We start from the raw sequence: 16,527 nt of genomic DNA on the forward strand, positions 1-16,527 counted from the left end.
GCCTGTTTGACCTTGCTCAATATTTGCAGAAATGCCGGGAAAACGAAAAGAGAGGTATTTGTTAACGGGGTGATAATTCGTGGTTTAAATATGGCTACACGCTATTTATTTTAATTCCCTGCGGCCTGCTTGCCGGGCGGCACAGCGTTTGCCCGGCCTACAAAACCGTAGGCCCGGTAAGCATAGCGCCACCGGGCATGTACAACCTTAGCGTTTTTTACCCATCGCGGCCGCCAGCGCATCCATCATCGCGCTGTTGCCTGCAGGCTGGGCGTCACGTCCACGCGGCTTCGCGGCTTTCGCGGCCGGACGCTGCTGCTCGCGGCCCCCGCCGTTGCCGCCGCGGCGTGCGCTGGTGTCACCCGGCTGCTCGTCCAGACGCATGGTCAGGGCGATACGCTTGCGCTGCAGATCCACTTCCAGCACTTTGACCTTCACGATGTCGCCCGCTTTGACCACGGTGTGCGGGTCTTCAACGAACTTGTCGGCAAGGGATGAGATATGGACCAGGCCATCCTGATGCACGCCGATATCCACAAACGCGCCAAAGTTGGTGACGTTGGTCACCGCACCTTCCAGCACCATCCCTGGCAGCAGGTCGTTCATGGTCTCGATACCGTCAGCAAAGGTCGCCGTTTTGAACTCAGGACGCGGATCGCGGCCCGGTTTTTCCAGCTCTTTAATAATGTCGGTAACGGTTGGCACACCAAATTTGTCGTCAGTGAAATCAACGGCTTTCAGGTTGCGCAGGGCGCTGCTGTCGCCCATGAGATCTTTCAGCGCCTGCTGGGTGGCGGCCAGGATGCGTTCCACCACCGGGTACGCTTCCGGGTGAACGGTGGAGGCATCGAGCGGGTTATCGCCGTGGTTGATGCGCAGGAAGCCCGCGCACTGCTCAAACGCTTTTGGCCCCAGACGGCTTACCTTCAGCAGCTGCTGACGGTTCTGGAACTGGCCGTTCTCATCGCGCCAGGCGACGATGTTTTGCGCCATCATGCGGGTTAAGCCCGCTACGCGGGTCAGCAGAGGGACGGAGGCGGTGTTCAGGTCAACGCCAACGGCGTTTACGCAGTCTTCCACCACCGCATCCAGCTTGCGCGCCAGCTGAGTCTGGCTCACGTCATGCTGATACTGGCCCACGCCGATCGATTTCGGGTCGATCTTCACCAGTTCCGCCAGCGGATCCTGCAGGCGGCGAGCGATCGAGACCGCACCGCGCAGGGAAACGTCCAGGTCCGGGAACTCCTGGGCCGCCAGCTCGGACGCGGAATAGACGGACGCCCCGGCCTCGCTGACGATCACTTTCTGCGCCGTCACTTTCGGGAACTGCTTCTGCACGTCGAGGTAGAAACGTTCGGTTTCGCGGGACGCCGTACCGTTGCCGATGGCGACAAGTTCGACGTTGTATTTTTCGCACAGCGCCGCCACCACGACGGCCGCTTTCGCTGCCTGGCCGGTGTGCGGATAGATGGTATCGGTGGCGACCAGCTTGCCGGTGCCGTCAACGACAGCGACTTTTACACCGGTACGCAGACCCGGATCGAGACCCATAGTCGCGCGCAGGCCAGCAGGGGCGGCCATCAGCAGGTCGTGCAGGTTGCGGGCGAAGACGTTGATGGCTTCATCTTCGGCGCGTTCGCGCACGGTGCCCATCAGCTCGGTTTCGAGGTGCATCAGCACCTTGATGCGCCAGGTCCAGCTCACCACGCCTTTGCGCCAGCTGTCAGCCGGGGCGTTGTTCAGGCGCAGGCCAAGATGGTCGATGATGATCTGCTCGCAGTGGCTCTCTTTCGGCGGCTCGTCAAACTGCGGGTCGGCGTTCAGGGAGAGCTGCAGCACGCCTTCGTTGCGGCCGCGGAACATTGCCAGCGCGCGGTGAGAAGGGGTGGTGGAAATCGGTTCGTGGTGATCGAAGTAGTCGCGGAATTTCGCGCCTTCTTCCTCTTTACCCGCGACGACGGTAGAGACGATGTGGGCGTTCTTCCACAGATAATCACGCACTTTAGCGAGGAGGGCGGCATCTTCAGCGAAGCGCTCCATCAGAATGTAGCGTGCGCCGTCGAGGGCGGCCTTGGTGTCCGCTACGCCTTTGTCGGCGTCGATGAATTTCGCCGCTTCGGTATCCGGATCGTGGGACGGCTCGTTCCACAACAGGTCGGCTAGCGGCTCAAGACCCGCTTCAATTGCAATCTGTCCGCGCGTGCGGCGCTTCGGCTTGTACGGCAGATAGAGGTCTTCGAGTTCGGTTTTGCTCAGGGTGCCGTTAATGGCGCTTTCCAGCTCGCTGGTCAGCTTGCCCTGTTCGCCGATAGATTTGAGGATCGCCTGACGACGTTCTTCCAGTTCGCGCAGATAACCGAGACGGGTTTCCAGGTTACGCAGCTGCGTGTCGTCCAGACCGCCGGTGACTTCCTTACGATAGCGTGCAATAAACGGCACGGTGTTCCCTTCATCAAGCAGGCGAACGGCAGCTTCTACCTGTTCGGCTCTGGCCTGAAGTTCACCCGCAATAATGCGGCAGAGCGAATCTTTCATCATGGCTTTATCATCTGTTGAGTCGAAAAAATCAGGGGATAGTTATACGGGCTGACACGGCAAAATGCCAGCCGGGGAGGGCGCTCTCGGACTATTTTACGTAGACGATCTCATTAACGTACCAGCTGGCTTCACCGGCTGGGGTTTGCACGACGGCCAGATCGCCCACTTCCTTTTTCAGCAGCGCGCGGGCCATCGGGGAGTCGATGGAGATGTAATCCTTACGACCAAAAATTTCATCGTAGCCGACGATGCGAAAACGCAGGGTGTCACCGTCGTCGTTTTCAATCTCCACCCACGCGCCGAAGAAGACCTTGCCCTCCTGCTGCGGGGAGTAATCGACGATTTTCAGGTTCTCAAGGCACTTCGTCAGATAGCGTACACGGCGGTCAATTTCGCGCAGCCGCTTCTTGTTGTACTGGTAGTCAGCGTTTTCGCTGCGATCGCCCAGGCTCGCGGCCCAGGTCACCTTTTTGGTCACCTCAGGACGCTCTTCGCGCCAGAGGAAATCCATCTCTTTTTTGAGCTTCTCGTACCCTTCGCGGGTGATCAGGGGCGTTTTCATGGTGCTGCCTTTGCTGCCGGTTCTCTGTTTTGCGCACAATACGTACCACACAGTGTAACAGACAGGATTAATAATAATTTATGTGGTGAAATGAAAAGATAAGCTGCTGTTAAATATGCTTTGTAACAATTTCGACTAGAATTTATACCAGAATTAACTGGTCGAATACGTGCACTTTTTTAGAATACGCTGTTACAAAGACTATCCGAACCTTTGGGAGTACACACAATGCAAGAAAACTATAAAATTCTGGTCGTGGATGACGACATGCGCCTGCGTGCGCTGCTGGAGCGTTATCTGACCGAGCAGGGCTTCCAGGTTCGCAGCGTCGCGAACGCTGAGCAAATGGATCGTCTGTTGACCCGTGAATCTTTCCATCTGATGGTTCTCGACCTGATGCTGCCAGGCGAAGACGGGCTCTCTATCTGCCGCCGTCTGCGCAGCCAGAGCAACCCGATGCCGATCATTATGGTAACGGCGAAGGGCGAAGAAGTTGACCGTATCGTGGGCCTCGAAATCGGCGCCGACGACTACATTCCAAAACCGTTTAACCCGCGTGAACTGCTGGCGCGCATTCGCGCCGTGCTGCGCCGTCAGGCGAACGAGCTGCCGGGCGCACCGTCGCAGGAAGAAGCCGTTATTGCCTTCGGCAAGTTCAAGCTGAACCTCGGCACGCGCGAAATGTTCCGTGAAGACGAGCCAATGCCGCTCACCAGCGGCGAGTTCGCGGTGCTGAAAGCGCTGGTTAGCCACCCGCGTGAGCCGCTCTCCCGCGACAAGCTGATGAACCTGGCGCGCGGTCGCGAATACTCCGCAATGGAACGCTCCATCGACGTGCAGATCTCCCGTCTGCGCCGCATGGTGGAAGAAGATCCGGCGCATCCTCGTTATATTCAGACCGTGTGGGGTCTGGGCTACGTGTTCGTCCCGGACGGCTCTAAAGCATGAGGCGAATGCGCTTCTCGCCGCGAAGCTCGTTTGCCCGCACCCTGTTACTGATCGTCACCCTGCTGTTCGTCAGCCTGGTGACGACCTACCTGGTGGTGCTGAACTTTGCGATCCTGCCGAGCCTCCAGCAGTTTAATAAGGTCCTGGCCTACGAAGTGCGTATGCTGATGACCGATAAGCTGCAGCTGGAGGACGGCACGCAGCTGGTTGTTCCCCCGGCGTTTCGTCGTGAAATCTACCGTGAACTGGGCATCTCGCTCTATTCGAATGAAGCGGCGGAAGACGCGGGTCTGCGCTGGGCGCAGCACTACGAATTTCTCAGCCAGCAGATGGCGCAGCAGCTGGGTGGCCCGACGGAAGTGCGCGTCGAGGTCAACAAAAGCTCGCCCGTTGTCTGGCTGAAAACCTGGCTGTCACCCAACATCTGGGTGCGCGTCCCGCTGACCGAAATCCATCAGGGCGATTTCTCGCCGCTGTTCCGCTATACCCTGGCAATTATGCTGCTGGCGATAGGCGGAGCCTGGCTGTTTATTCGAATACAGAACCGACCGCTGGTCGACCTGGAGCACGCTGCGCTGCAAGTCGGTAAAGGCATTATTCCTCCTCCGCTGCGCGAGTATGGTGCCTCGGAAGTCCGCTCGGTGACGCGTGCGTTTAACCATATGGCGGCAGGCGTGAAGCAGCTTGCGGATGACCGTACGCTGCTGATGGCGGGCGTGAGCCATGACCTGCGCACCCCCCTGACGCGTATTCGTCTGGCGACGGAGATGATGGGGGAAGAGGACGGTTATCTCGCCGAGTCCATCAACAAGGACATCGAAGAGTGCAACGCCATCATCGAGCAGTTCATCGACTACCTGCGCACCGGCCAGGAGATGCCGATGGAAATGGCGGACCTGAACGCGGTGCTGGGTGAAGTGGTGGCGGCAGAAAGCGGCTACGAGCGTGAAATTGATACTGACCTTCAGGCCGGTGAAATTCAGGTTCGTATGCACCCGCTCTCCATTAAGCGCGCGGTGGCGAACATGGTGGTCAACGCGGCGCGCTACGGTAACGGCTGGATCAAAGTCAGCAGCGGGTCTGAACTCAACCGCGCCTGGTTCCAGGTGGAAGACGACGGTTCGGGCATCAAGCCCGAGCAGCGTAAGCATCTGTTTCAGCCGTTTGTGCGCGGCGACAGCGCGCGCAGCACCAGCGGTACGGGCTTAGGCCTGGCGATTGTGCAGCGTATTGTGGATAACCATAACGGGTTGCTGGAGATTGGTACCAGCGAGCGGGGCGGGTTGAGCATTCGCGCCTGGTTGCCGGTTCCGGTCACGCGGGGGCAGGTGAAAGAGAGTTGAAAAAAGGGTGGCACGAGCCACCCTTTTTTGTAGGTCGGGTAAGGCGAAGCCGCCACCCGACATGGACTACAGTTTTGGACCCGCGCTCACCAGCGCAGCACCCGCCGGAGTATCGGTATACTTCTCGAAGTTCTCGATAAACAGCTTCGCCAGCGATTCCGCTTTCTCGCGCCACTGTTCAGGCGAACCGTACGTATTGCGCGGGTCGAGGATATGCGTATCCACACCCGGCAGCGACGTTGGGATCGCCAGGTCAAACATCGGCAGCGTGAAGGTTTCGGCGTCGTCCAGAGAACCATCCAGAATAGCGTCGATAATGGCGCGGGTATCTTTGATGGAGATACGTTTGCCGGTGCCGTTCCAGCCGGTGTTCACCAGGTATGCCTGCGCGCCGGATGCCTGCATGCGTTTCACCAGCACTTCAGCGTACTGCGTCGGGTGCAGCGACAGGAAGGCTGCGCCGAAGCAGGCGGAGAAGGTTGGGGTTGGCTCCGTCACGCCGCGCTCGGTACCCGCCAGCTTGGCGGTGAAACCGGAGAGGAAGTGGTACTGCGTCTGGCTGGCCGTCAGGCGAGACACCGGCGGCAACACGCCGAACGCATCCGCCGTCAGGAAAATGACCTTCGTGGCATGACCCGCTTTTGACACCGGCTTCACGATGTTGTCGATGTGGTAGATCGGATAAGAGACGCGGGTGTTTTCCGTTTTCGACGCATCGTCGAAGTCGATGGAGCCGTCGGCACGCACGGTGACGTTTTCCAGCAGCGCATCGCGACGGATCGCGTGGAAGATATCCGGCTCGGCCTCTTCAGACAGGCGAATGGTCTTCGCGTAGCAGCCGCCTTCAAAGTTGAATACGCCGTCGTCATCCCAGCCGTGTTCGTCATCGCCAATCAGGCGACGTTTTGGATCGGTAGACAGGGTGGTTTTCCCGGTGCCGGACAGGCCGAAGAAGACCGCCACGTCGCCTTTTTCACCGACGTTAGCCGAGCAGTGCATGGAGGCGATGCCCCGCAGCGGCAGCAGGTAGTTCATGACCGAGAACATCCCTTTCTTCATTTCGCCGCCGTACCAGGTACCGCCGATCAGCTGGATACGCTCGGTCAGGTTGAAGGCAACAAAGTTTTCGGAGTTCAGACCCTGCTCTTTCCACTGTGGGTTGGTACATTTCGCGCCGTTCATCACGATGAAATCAGGGGTGAAGTCCTGCAGCTCTTCGTCGGTTGGACGAATAAACATGTTTTTCACGAAATGCGCCTGCCAGGCCACTTCGGTGATAAAACGTACGGAGAGACGGGTGTCGGCATTAGCGCCGCAGAAAGCGTCGACAATAAACAAACGCTTGCCGGAAAGTTGATGGGTGACGAGCCCTTTCAGGTGCTGCCAGGTTTCCGGAGAGAGCGGTTTGTTGTCGTTCTTCCCTTTGCCCTTGTCAGCCCACCACAGCGTATCGCGGGTGGTTTCGTCTCGGACGATATACTTATCTTTCGGCGAACGACCGGTAAAAATACCGGTATCGACGGCGATAGCACCAAGATTCGTCAACACACCGCGCTCGTATCCTTCCAGTGCTGGATTGAGCTCTTCCTGATACAGCGTATCGTAGTCGGGGTTGTAGACGACTTCCTGGACGTCGTGAATACCATAAGCCTTGAGATCTTGCGGGGTTAAACCAGTAACACGCATATCACTGCTCCTTAGCCAATATGTACTGCCTGAAATTGTAGGGTTTTTCTGAGGTTGTTTACCGCGACGGGGCTCATAGATTCACGCATCTGGACAAAACCCTTACTAACGGAAAACGCTGCGACTCCAGTCACAGCGCAGGCGGATTATCGCAGGAATCGCTTTTTTGTTGGGGAAAATGTTCCGAAAAGGTTAAAGGCTGGTGATTTTATCGGAAAGAATGTGAATGTAATCGCATACACGTAAGAAAATTACGTAAGAGTTACATTGGGAAAACGATTCAGCTTGGGGGGTGTTTTTTACCCCTCAACCCAGCCCTCTTCCCAAACGGAAGAGGGTGAGGGGAAAGAGGTTTAGTGAACCTGCGGATCCGCCGGGGAGGCGTTGTTGCGGATCTCAGCGATATCCATCGAATTGAACACATAGTGCGTACCGCAGTAGTCACAGTGCATATCAATTTCGCCGTCTTCCGCCATGATGCTGTCGATCTCTTCATCCGGCAGGGTTTTCAGTGCGCCAGCGCAGCGCTCGCGGGAGCAGGTGCACTTAAACTCCACGGACTGCGGATCGTAGACGGTCACTTCTTCTTCGTGGTACAGACGCCACAGCACGTCGGTCGCCGACAGGTTGAACAGCTCTTCCGCCTTGATGGTTTCGGTCAGCGTCGCCAGGTGCTCAAAATCATTGGTCTGCGCGTCCTGCGCAGGCAGAACCTGCAGCAGCATCCCGCCAGCAGCTGGCTGGCCGTCCACTTCACCGGTGCGGATGAAGAGACGCGTCGGCAGCTGTTCAGAACGCATGAAGTAATCTTCCAGGCAGGCTGCCAGGGTATCGCCTTCCAGACCGACCACGCCCTGATAGCGTTCACCTTCCTCAGGGGAGATGGTGATCACCAGGTAGCCATTACCTACCAGCGTTTTGAGGTCAGCATTTTCAGGCACGTCGCCCTGAACGCGCGCCACGCCGCGCATCTGCTGCTGGTTATTGCCGTTGATGACCGCCAGCGACATTGGGCCGTCACCCTGCAGCTGCACGGTGATATCGCCGGCAAACTTCAGCGTTGCGGTCAGCAGGCTGGTGGCAACCAGCAGTTCGCCCAACAGGGTCTTCACCGGCAGCGGGTAGTTGTGGTTTTCCAGAATCTGTTTCCAGGTTTCGGATACGGTGACCAGCTCGCCGCGCACGGCGAATTGTTCAAACAGATAGCGGTGTAATTGGTCGTGTTGGGCCATTTTCATCTCTCGTGCGGGTGAGGGTTACTCGCTCTCACCGTGTTTAAATTTCATCAGATCGCGGCGCTCTTTTTTATCCGGTCGCCGGTCCGGGTGGGGCATGGTCAGCGCATTCATTTTGCGCGCCAGCGCGGTCTTCTCGCGCTTTTCAACGCTTTCCGCCGTCTCTTCGTAAAGCAGTACGGCTTCCGATGCGGGCCGCCGCTGTTCGGTAATGGCTTTAATCACTACCGTACGTTCATCGTTGCCCTGGCGCAGCGTTAAGGTGGCGTTCAGCTCAACCAGCTTGCTCGGCTTGCTGCGCTGGCCGTTGTAATGCACCTTTCCGCCGTCAATCATCTCGCGGGCAAGGGCGCGCGTTTTATAAAAACGCGCCGCCCACAGCCATTTATCCAGTCTTACCCCGTCAGAGGGTTTTTCTTTCATGGCCTCTCCTTCACGGTCAGTGAGGGGATCATCTGGCGGTAGTCGTTCAGTCCCGGGTGGCGCAGATAGCTTTTTTCAGCCAGGCCAGAGTCAGGATTGGTGACGCCCAGACAATAGCGAATGCCAAACCTTGCCGCGGAATCCAGAATGGGCTCGCTGTCGTCAATGAACAGCGTACGTTCCGGCTGCAAGCCCGTCTCTTCCGTCACCGCATGCCACAACCGCTGATCCTCTTTCGGATAACCAAATGTGTGGGTGGAAAGTAATAAATCAAGGTGTGATGCCAGACCCGTATGCTCCAGCTTCACGGCCAGGTTATGGGGATGCGCATTGGTCAGCAAAATACGGCGTTTGCCGCTTGCTTTCAGCGCATCCAGGAACGGAACCGTATCCTCGCGCAGTACGGCGCGTGGACCCTGGGCGGTGGTCATGGCACAAATATCCAGACCGAGGCGCTCGCTCCAGTAGTCCAGACAGTACCAGTTTAGCGTATGTTGCACGGCGCTATATTGCGAACGAATGAATGCCTGCGCTTCTGCCGGGGAGATTCCCTGCTGCTCGCCATAGGTTTCCGGCACCAGCGTTTGCCAGAAATAGTTGTCAAAGGCGAGATCGAGCAGCGTGCCGTCCATATCCAGCAGAACGGTGTCGACCTGCTGCCAGTCGATATCAAGATGCATAGGGGGGGAACTCCAGCCAGAAGAAACGTGCGCGACAGGGTAGCACATCTTGTCGCGCAACGACGTTATCAGATCAGGCTCTCAGAGGAGGGGATCAGCTTAGGATTGAGGCAATTTTCATAATATTGCTGGATCTCTGCAAGCCGGGTGCGCGAGCGCTGGTAGCGTCGCAGGGCCATAAAGCCGTTCCAGAAAATGGCGATCAGCATCGCGGTCATCAGCAGAGAGGTGCCGATGTAGCGCCATAAACCTGCGCTATCTGGCATCCGGTGCAGGCCGATATGGCGCGTGCCGTTGGCGTCGGTATAAACACTCGTGACAATCCCTTCTGCGCTGAACGGCGTTTGCATCAGCATCTGCGCCAGGCGCTGGAACTGGCTCCACTGCTCCTGCGCCGGGTAGTCATAAAGCGCCACCTGCGGGTAAGGCTGATCGACCAGGTCGCTGCCCTCATCGCTTGCAATCACAAAGCCGCCCGGTGCCGGGCTGTTCAGCGCCTGAGCCGCCCGGGTGGTTTCGCGCATCATAAACGGTGATGTGGAGGTGGCGACCAGGTTATCCAGCGATTCAGCACTCACCGGACGCAGCAGCACGTTGACGCCATCCAGTCGTCCCGCTTCGGCGCGCTTTACCAGCGAGTCCCAGTCTTTACTGTTCCCGAGGTTGACCAGGGCATTTTTAAGACGTATGCACTCATCCTGCGAAGAACAGAGATCCTGCGTTTTCAGAACGATGTCACCAAAATCATCCAGCAGAACCATGCCTGATTTTTGAATGGCCGAACGCAGTGCGGGACTAACGCGTGAATCATCGTCCGGTTTCGGGTGCAGCTGGCGGTTAACCGTCTGGGTAAGCGCCGTGGCTTTATTCACCACTTCGGATTCCGGCAGCGGCAGCGGCGGTGCGTCGTTCCAGATAATTTGCGAGCAATCGAACGGCATAAACGGCGAGTTCTGGCGCGTGTTCCATGCCCCCGGCGTGTGAATATTACACATCCCGGTTCCCTTCAGGCGCAGCGTGTCTCCCACGCGTACACCGGCTTCATCCAGCTTGTTGACGCTGGTCGCTTCAATGGTTTGCGCCCCTTTGATCCACGACAGGGTGAATTTGATGGGCATATCCAGCGGTACGAAAAGCAGCAGCATGACTAAGACCAGCGCCGCGCCCCCGGCAATGACCGTGCTGCGAAGCCAGTGCTGAAGCGGGAAATTTTTCACTTCATCATGAAGGGATAAGAAGCGTCCCTGACGCACGACGTGGCGGTCAAGGTAGATATCAATATCGGTTTTCTGGCCTAAATCCTGCGCGATCCACGGTTGCCAGTGGCGCGGGTAAATCAGGTCAATAATCCCGAGCGAGATATTGTTGAGGTGTTCCTGATCGTTTTCACCGAACAGACCCCAGCGCTTTGGCGTCCCGCGCAGGCAGTGGATCTCGCGCAACGAGGTTTTGGCCGGTGGAGCAAAGAGCCCCCAAAGTCCGCCCGCCAGCAGCAGCACCGCACCGCCCGCCAGCCAGGGGACAAACACATCCGGCGTCAGCAGGCAGAAAAAAAAGAGCAGGAAGGCGGCGACGATCAGCAGGGCTTCACGAATGCCGTCCGGGCGGCTCAGGGCGTACTCTTCATGCGTCTCCTGACGAATGTTCAGCAGTTCAATCTGCTCTGTCTCTTCGCCACGAATAGAAGCCTGCGTCGAACTGGCGCGCTCCAGCGCAAAACGCGGGGCTTCCTGAAGATATTCATTCAGCGTGTGGCCGTTAAGCGAGATAACCAGAGGCAATGAATCGGTGTGAATCAGCTCAACGCTGTTTTCGTCATTAATGTATTGCTCCCAGGAAGGAGGGAGATGCACTTCGACGGAATCAAGGTAATAGCGCCACTTGTTGGGGTCATCAGTCGTGATGCCGTAGCGCGTGATGGATCGCGTCACGCAGAGCACGGTATCACTCTGCGCATTAAGCTTTAACGCCACGGGCGCAGCGGTGGCACCCGTTGGCCCAGGCGTGAGTTGAGTACGGTTCAGGATTTCGAGATAGTTTTCAACCGCATCGCGCTCGTCTTGCGTGAGTTTACGCGTGGTCGCGCCCGCAAATGCAGTTAAAAAAGGCAGGCGATAACGGCGCTGTATGCGGCGCCTGTACAACCACCCTGCAACCAATGCGCCGGCCAGCATAGCAGCGAGAACAATCAAAATGGTGCTCATGCTTTCCCCATCTTACTTATCTTCTTACAGGTGTAGTCAGTAGCACCTTTACATTGAATGAGAATCTGTGGCTGGCTATCGGCAAGTATGGAGTCGAACTTGAGCATTCTGAAGCGCATCCCAGTGACCGGTGATGATAGCAAAGCCTGTTATGGCGCGATATCAGCAAATTCCTGGAAACATTTCAACCTCTTGACATTTGTTTTGAATTGAGGATTGATCCCTGCTACGTTGCATAAATGTAAATAAAGAACGATTGACATTGCCGAAACCGTGCGGCGTATCGCACAATAACGCCAGTTCTCACTGCTAAGACCCATCACGATGAGCAAACCACTACAAAAACCCACCATTCTGAATGTTGAAACAGTCGCCAAATCGCGCCTGTTTAATGTCGAAAGTGTGGATCTGGAGTTCAGCAACGGTGTGCGTCGCGTTTATGAACGTATGCGCCCCTCGTCGCGCGAAGCGGTGATGATTGTGCCGATTGTCGACGATCATCTGATTTTGATCCGCGAATACGCGGTGGGAACGGAATCTTACGAGCTTGGGTTCTCGAAAGGGCTGATCGACCCGGGCGAAACCGTCTTTGAAGCGGCAAACCGCGAGCTGAAAGAAGAGGTGGGGTTCGGGGCGAATGAGCTTTCATTCCTGAAAAAACTGAGCATGGCGCCGTCCTATTTTTCCAGCAAAATGAATATCGTGGTGGCGGAAGATCTCTATCCTGAATCGCTGGAAGGGGATGAGCCGGAGCCACTGCCGCAGGTTCGCTGGCCGCTGGCGCACCTGATGGACCTCCTGGAAGACCCTGACTTTAATGAGGCTCGCAACGTGAGCGCGCTGTTCCTGGTACGGGAGTGGTTGAAAGGGCAGGGGCGACTGTAGCCCATAAAAAAAGCCGGGTGGCGGCTTCGCCTGACCCGGCCTACGCTGTGTTGCCCGGTTTTTACCGGGCATTTTTACATTTAGAACAGCTCGTGCGTTTCGCCGTTATCGATAATCTCTGTACCCACCTCATGCACCGCCTGTGTGGTTGGCTGTGTGCCCTCGATGAAATACTCCTCGCGACTATTACCGCCGTTGGCGAGCTGGCCCGTGCTGCGGTCGATATTGACCGTCACCACGCCAGGCGGTGGCGTCAGCGGCTGCTCCGGCACGCCTTCAAGAACGGCCTTCATGTAGGCGTCCCAGGCTGGCTGCGCGCTCTTCGCGCCGCCTTCGTAGCCGGAAATCTGATCTTTAATCGCGCCGGAGGCCGTGGTACGCCCTAAATCGCGGCGGTGATCGTCGAAGCCGATCCAGACTGAGGTCACCACGCCCGGACCGTAACCGGAGAACCACGCGTCTTTCGAGCTGTTGGTTGTCCCCGTTTTACCGCCGATATCATGGCGCTGCAGATCGCGTCCTGCGCGCCAGCCGGTACCCTGCCAGCCTGGCTCACCGAAGATGTTGGTGTTCAGCGCGCTTTTGATCAGGAAAGACAGCGGCGTGTTGATCACATGCGGGGCGTATTCCTGCGCGCCGGTCTGCGCCACCAGCGCCTGGTTCGCCTGCTCGAGCTGCGGCTGCGGCACCACGCCGCTCTGCTGCTCCTGCGACACGGCAGGGTCTTCCATGTCCTTGTTTTCAAGTACTTCAGATTTCGGCGTATTGCCATAAATGACCGGAATATCGCAGTCAGGGCAGGCAATTTTCGGCTTCGCCTCGAACAGCACGCCGCCCTGATCGTTCTCGATCTTGCTGATGAAGTACGGGTCAATCAGGAAGCCGCCGTTGGCCATCACCGAGTATCCACGCGCGACCTGAAGCGGCGTAAAGGAGGCTGAGCCTAACGCCAGCGACTCGGTGCGAACGATGTTCTGCGCCGGGAAACCGAAGCGCTGCAGATACTCTGCGGCATAGTCGACGCCCATGGCGCGCATGGCACGCACCATCACCACGTTTTTCGACTGTCCCAGACCCTGACGAAGACGAATCGGGCCGGCATATTCCGCAGGGGAGTTTTTCGGCTGCCAGTCGGAACCCGCCCCCGCATCCCAGCGGGAGATTGGCACGTCGTTGAGGATGCTGGCGAGGGTCAGGCCCTTATCCATCGCGGCCGTGTAGAGGAACGGTTTGATATTGGAACCGACCTGACGCAGCGCCTGGGTGGCGCGGTTAAATTTGCTCTGGTTGAAATCGAACCCGCCGACCAGGGCCAGTACAGCACCGTTCTGCGGATTGATAGAAACCAGGGCCGAGTTGACGTCCGGCACCTGCGCCAGCCACCAGGATTCGCCAACCTTGCGCACCCAGATTTGCTGCCCGGTCTGCACCGCATCGGTCACTTTACGCGGCGTGGCGCCCTGCAGGGTATCCGAGCGGTACGGACGCGCCCAACGGATACCGTCCATGCGCAGGGAGACGGACGTACCGTCCGCCAGCGTTGCAACGGCTTCCTGAGGATCGGCCTGCGTCACCACCGCAGGAAGGAGCGGCCCGTAGGTAGGCAGTGCTCTCAGTGTACTGATGATTTTTTTGCTGTCCCACGCGCTTTCGCCCACCTTCCAGAGCACGTTTGACGGGCCGCGATAGCCGTGACGCATATCGTAGTCCATCACGTTGTTGCGCACCGCGTCCTGCGCCGCCTGCTGCACTTTACGGGTGACGGTGGTGTACACGCGATAGCCATCTTCATAGGCCTTGTCGCCATAACGGTTCACCATCTCCTGGCGAACCATTTCGGTCAGGTAAGGCGCAGAGAAGGCGATCTCCGGGGCGTGGTAGTTAGCGTCAATGACGTCGTTGCGCGCCTGGTCGTACTCGCTCTGGCTGATATAGCCTTCGCTCAGCATACGTGACAGGACGACGTTACGACGCGCGGTGGCGCGATCGAGCGAGTAGAGCGGGTTAAACGTGGACGGCGCTTTTGGCAGACCGGCGATGGTGGCCATTTCGCTTAAGGTGAGTTGCTCCACAGGCTTACCGAAGTACACCTGCGCGGCCGCCCCCACGCCATAGGCACGGTAGCCCAGGTAGATTTTATTGAGGTACAGCTCAAGGATCTCATCTTTGCTCAGCAGCTGCTCAATACGGATCGCCAGGAACACCTCTTTGATCTTACGGGTCAGCGTCTTTTCAGGGCTGAGGAAGAAGTTACGCGCCAGCTGCTGCGTAATGGTACTCGCCCCCTGAGAGGCGTGACCAGAGAACAACGCAATGCTCGCGGCACGGAAAATCCCCACCGGATCGACACCGTGGTGCTCGTAAAAACGGCTGTCCTCCGTGGCGATAAAGGCTTTCACCATCACGGGTGGAATTTGGTTTAAGGTCAGCGGGATACGACGCTTCTCGCCATACTGCGCCATGAGCTCGCCATCGGCGCTATAGACCTGCATCGGGATCTGGAGACGCACATCGCGAAGCGTGGCGACATCAGGTAGCTGTGGCTCAATATATTTGTACAAACCGTAAATCGAGCCTGCTCCCAGCAGAATGCAACAGACTGCAAGGATGAATAAATACTTTACGAACTTCACCGGAGATTTCCCATTTGGTTTCACTTGGGCAGTTTCTAAACAATCGCGCGGTAGTATAAAGGCAAGCCTGATTCATTGATATAGCCGTCAGGGCGACGGGCGATAAGGAGATCGTGAAGCATGGCCTTCAAAACATGGCAAACGGGCGTTCATATTCAACAGGATAGGGTGCTGATCGTGGCGCTGGACCGGGATAAGTCCGGCAGGCGTCTGCGGCGCTGGTGGGCAATCCCGCTGGGCGAAGGCATCATTCGTGACGGCAAAATTTGCCAGCCAGAACAGCTGGTTGATGCGTTGCGCGACTGGCGAAAAACGCTGCCGCACGCCCATCGGGTGTTCCTCTCTTTCCCGGCAGCACGTACCCTGCAGCGGTCGCTTCCCCGCCCGACCGTTGCGCTGCGCGACAGCGAGCAGCTCTCATGGCTGGGTAGCGCGCTCGCCCGCGAACTGGAGATGTCTGCCGATACCCTCTGTTTCGATTACGCGCAGGATACCTTCAGCAATACCTTTCACGTGACGGCCGCACAAAACAACGAGATCGATACCCTTCTGGCGCTGGCGAAAACGCTGCGTTTGCGGCTGGTGACCATTACCCCGGATGCCAGCGCGCTGACGAATCTTCTTTCCGCAGTGGCGCCAGCGCAGTGCGTTGCCTGGCGGGACGATCGGCAGTGGCTCTGGGCGATGCGCCACCAGTGGGGACGCCGCTTAACTACCGAAGCAGAAAACGTGGCCGAGCTGGCGGCGCTGCTGGCGCTTGGTCCGGATGACATCGCGCTGTTTGATTGCCAACGTGATCCGTGGGAAATCCTGGAACGCTGCCATGCTCCGCTGCCGGAATGCGGGGCTGATTATACCGTCGCGCTGGCGTTGGCCATGAGCGAGGTGCCCGGATGAGCATCCTGAATTTTCTGCCCTGGCGACAGCAGCGGCGCGCGCGATGCCTGCGCTTCTGGGGCGCAATGTGTATCGGCACAGTACTGTTAATGTTCGTAGTCATTGTTTGTCTGCGGATGAACCAGTTCGTGAAACTGCGCGCGCTGCAAACGGATCTGACGGGAATGCAGTCCGTGCAGCACGCGCTTGTCGCCCGGCAAAAACTGGCCGCACAGGCGCAGCTACCCGTGCAAACCAGGCAACGACGCGCATGGCAACCGGTGCTGGCCTCCCTTTCCCGCGCCATTCCTTCACAGGTCTGGCTGACAGAGCTGCGCTATCAGCCGCCTGCGCTGATTTTGACCGGTTATGCCATCACCCTGCCGGCCCTCTCTACTCTGCGCGATGCGCTTGGCCAAATAGCGGGCTTTACGCCCGGGACGCCGGGCGAGCTTCGTCAGGATAGCCGGGGGCACTGGCTGTTTACGCTTCATCTCAAAAGCGAGGGGTAACG

The 16,527-nt window shown here is 57.8% G+C and carries 13 protein-coding genes; 5 read left to right on the top strand and 8 right to left on the bottom strand.

All coding sequences use genetic code 11. The annotated features are described in order from the left end of the window. Nucleotides 1-207: 207 nt before the first annotated feature. Entirely contained in the window at nucleotides 208-2,538 is a 2,331-nt protein-coding gene (locus ACOTXF_RS09690; RefSeq protein WP_021242190.1) for a Tex family protein, read from the bottom strand. 88 nt (nucleotides 2,539-2,626) lie between these two features. Next, nucleotides 2,627-3,100 carry a transcription elongation factor GreB gene (greB, locus tag ACOTXF_RS09695; RefSeq protein ID WP_008503048.1) on the bottom strand — a complete coding sequence of 158 codons (474 nt, stop codon included), beginning with the start codon at nucleotides 3,098-3,100 and terminating at the stop codon, nucleotides 2,627-2,629. A gap of 228 nt (nucleotides 3,101-3,328) precedes the next feature. Here greB and ompR point away from each other — a divergent pair, with 228 nt between their 5' ends. Together ompR and envZ are read left to right on the top strand one after the other, a co-directional pair. Beyond that, on the top strand, nucleotides 3,329-4,048 hold the full coding sequence (gene ompR, locus ACOTXF_RS09700) for a two-component system response regulator OmpR (RefSeq protein ID WP_001157751.1): 720 nt from the start codon (nucleotides 3,329-3,331) through the stop codon (nucleotides 4,046-4,048). Continuing rightward, a complete protein-coding gene (gene envZ, locus ACOTXF_RS09705) occupies nucleotides 4,045-5,391 on the top strand; it encodes a two-component system sensor histidine kinase EnvZ (protein ID WP_047745239.1) in 1,347 nt (448 codons plus the stop codon). Before ompR ends, envZ begins: the two co-directional genes overlap by 4 nt. A gap of 66 nt (nucleotides 5,392-5,457) precedes the next feature. On the opposite strand, the gene pckA is transcribed toward envZ, so the two are convergent. From pckA to ACOTXF_RS09730, 5 genes are all read right to left on the bottom strand, one after another. Next, nucleotides 5,458-7,077 carry a phosphoenolpyruvate carboxykinase (ATP) gene (pckA, locus tag ACOTXF_RS09710; RefSeq protein WP_021242192.1) on the bottom strand — a complete coding sequence of 540 codons (1,620 nt, stop codon included), beginning with the start codon at nucleotides 7,075-7,077 and terminating at the stop codon, nucleotides 5,458-5,460. A 353-nt stretch (nucleotides 7,078-7,430) separates the two neighbouring features. Continuing rightward, nucleotides 7,431-8,315, bottom strand: coding sequence for an Hsp33 family molecular chaperone HslO (gene hslO / locus ACOTXF_RS09715; RefSeq protein WP_161958630.1), 885 nt, complete (start codon nucleotides 8,313-8,315; stop codon nucleotides 7,431-7,433). Nucleotides 8,316-8,333: 18 nt separating this feature from the next. After that, nucleotides 8,334-8,735: a ribosome-associated heat shock protein Hsp15 gene (hslR, locus tag ACOTXF_RS09720; RefSeq protein WP_021242193.1), complete on the bottom strand. Its 402-nt coding sequence runs from the start codon at nucleotides 8,733-8,735 to the stop codon at nucleotides 8,334-8,336. Continuing rightward, the gene (gene yrfG, locus ACOTXF_RS09725; protein WP_023345033.1) at nucleotides 8,732-9,415 is read right to left on the bottom strand and encodes a GMP/IMP nucleotidase; all 684 of its coding nucleotides are present in this window, start codon (nucleotides 9,413-9,415) and stop codon (nucleotides 8,732-8,734) included. The genes hslR and yrfG overlap by 4 nt, the downstream gene beginning before the upstream one ends. 68 nt (nucleotides 9,416-9,483) lie before the next feature. Beyond that, complete coding sequence (locus tag ACOTXF_RS09730) at nucleotides 9,484-11,619, bottom strand: intracellular growth attenuator family protein (RefSeq protein ID WP_008503042.1); 2,136 nt, start codon at nucleotides 11,617-11,619, stop codon at nucleotides 9,484-9,486. 324 nt (nucleotides 11,620-11,943) lie between these two features. On the opposite strand from ACOTXF_RS09730, the gene nudE reads away from it, so the two are divergent. Beyond that, entirely contained in the window at nucleotides 11,944-12,504 is a 561-nt protein-coding gene (gene nudE / locus ACOTXF_RS09735; protein WP_008503041.1) for an ADP compounds hydrolase NudE, read from the top strand. 80 nt (nucleotides 12,505-12,584) lie between these two features. Here the strand turns inward: nudE and mrcA are convergent, their stop codons facing one another. After that, nucleotides 12,585-15,137, bottom strand: coding sequence for a peptidoglycan glycosyltransferase/peptidoglycan DD-transpeptidase MrcA (gene mrcA / locus ACOTXF_RS09740; protein WP_023294724.1), 2,553 nt, complete (start codon nucleotides 15,135-15,137; stop codon nucleotides 12,585-12,587). A gap of 120 nt (nucleotides 15,138-15,257) precedes the next feature. On the opposite strand from mrcA, the gene ACOTXF_RS09745 reads away from it, so the two are divergent. Beyond that, complete coding sequence (locus ACOTXF_RS09745) at nucleotides 15,258-16,034, top strand: hypothetical protein (RefSeq protein WP_045353573.1); 777 nt, start codon at nucleotides 15,258-15,260, stop codon at nucleotides 16,032-16,034. After that, complete coding sequence (locus tag ACOTXF_RS09750; RefSeq protein WP_045409130.1) at nucleotides 16,031-16,525, top strand: PilN domain-containing protein; 495 nt, start codon at nucleotides 16,031-16,033, stop codon at nucleotides 16,523-16,525. The genes ACOTXF_RS09745 and ACOTXF_RS09750 overlap by 4 nt, the downstream gene beginning before the upstream one ends. Nucleotides 16,526-16,527 lie beyond the last annotated feature (2 nt).

It is taken from the genome of Enterobacter cloacae complex sp. IR53041, assembly GCF_049238285.1.
In the GTDB taxonomy this organism is placed as follows: domain Bacteria; phylum Pseudomonadota; class Gammaproteobacteria; order Enterobacterales; family Enterobacteriaceae; genus Enterobacter; species Enterobacter roggenkampii.

Coding starts and splice junctions, on each gene's coding strand:
- ACOTXF_RS09745 (WP_045353573.1), top strand. CDS start 15,258: ATGGCCTTCAAAACATGGCAAACGGGCGTTCATATTCAACAGGATAGG.
- nudE (WP_008503041.1), top strand. CDS start 11,944: ATGAGCAAACCACTACAAAAACCCACCATTCTGAATGTTGAAACAGTC.
- greB (WP_008503048.1), bottom strand. CDS start 3,100: ATGAAAACGCCCCTGATCACCCGCGAAGGGTACGAGAAGCTCAAAAAA.
- ACOTXF_RS09730 (WP_008503042.1), bottom strand. CDS start 11,619: ATGAGCACCATTTTGATTGTTCTCGCTGCTATGCTGGCCGGCGCATTG.
- ompR (WP_001157751.1), top strand. CDS start 3,329: ATGCAAGAAAACTATAAAATTCTGGTCGTGGATGACGACATGCGCCTG.
- envZ (WP_047745239.1), top strand. CDS start 4,045: ATGAGGCGAATGCGCTTCTCGCCGCGAAGCTCGTTTGCCCGCACCCTG.
- yrfG (WP_023345033.1), bottom strand. CDS start 9,415: ATGCATCTTGATATCGACTGGCAGCAGGTCGACACCGTTCTGCTGGAT.
- pckA (WP_021242192.1), bottom strand. CDS start 7,077: ATGCGTGTTACTGGTTTAACCCCGCAAGATCTCAAGGCTTATGGTATT.
- hslR (WP_021242193.1), bottom strand. CDS start 8,735: ATGAAAGAAAAACCCTCTGACGGGGTAAGACTGGATAAATGGCTGTGG.
- ACOTXF_RS09690 (WP_021242190.1), bottom strand. CDS start 2,538: ATGATGAAAGATTCGCTCTGCCGCATTATTGCGGGTGAACTTCAGGCC.
- hslO (WP_161958630.1), bottom strand. CDS start 8,315: ATGAAAATGGCCCAACACGACCAATTACACCGCTATCTGTTTGAACAA.
- ACOTXF_RS09750 (WP_045409130.1), top strand. CDS start 16,031: ATGAGCATCCTGAATTTTCTGCCCTGGCGACAGCAGCGGCGCGCGCGA.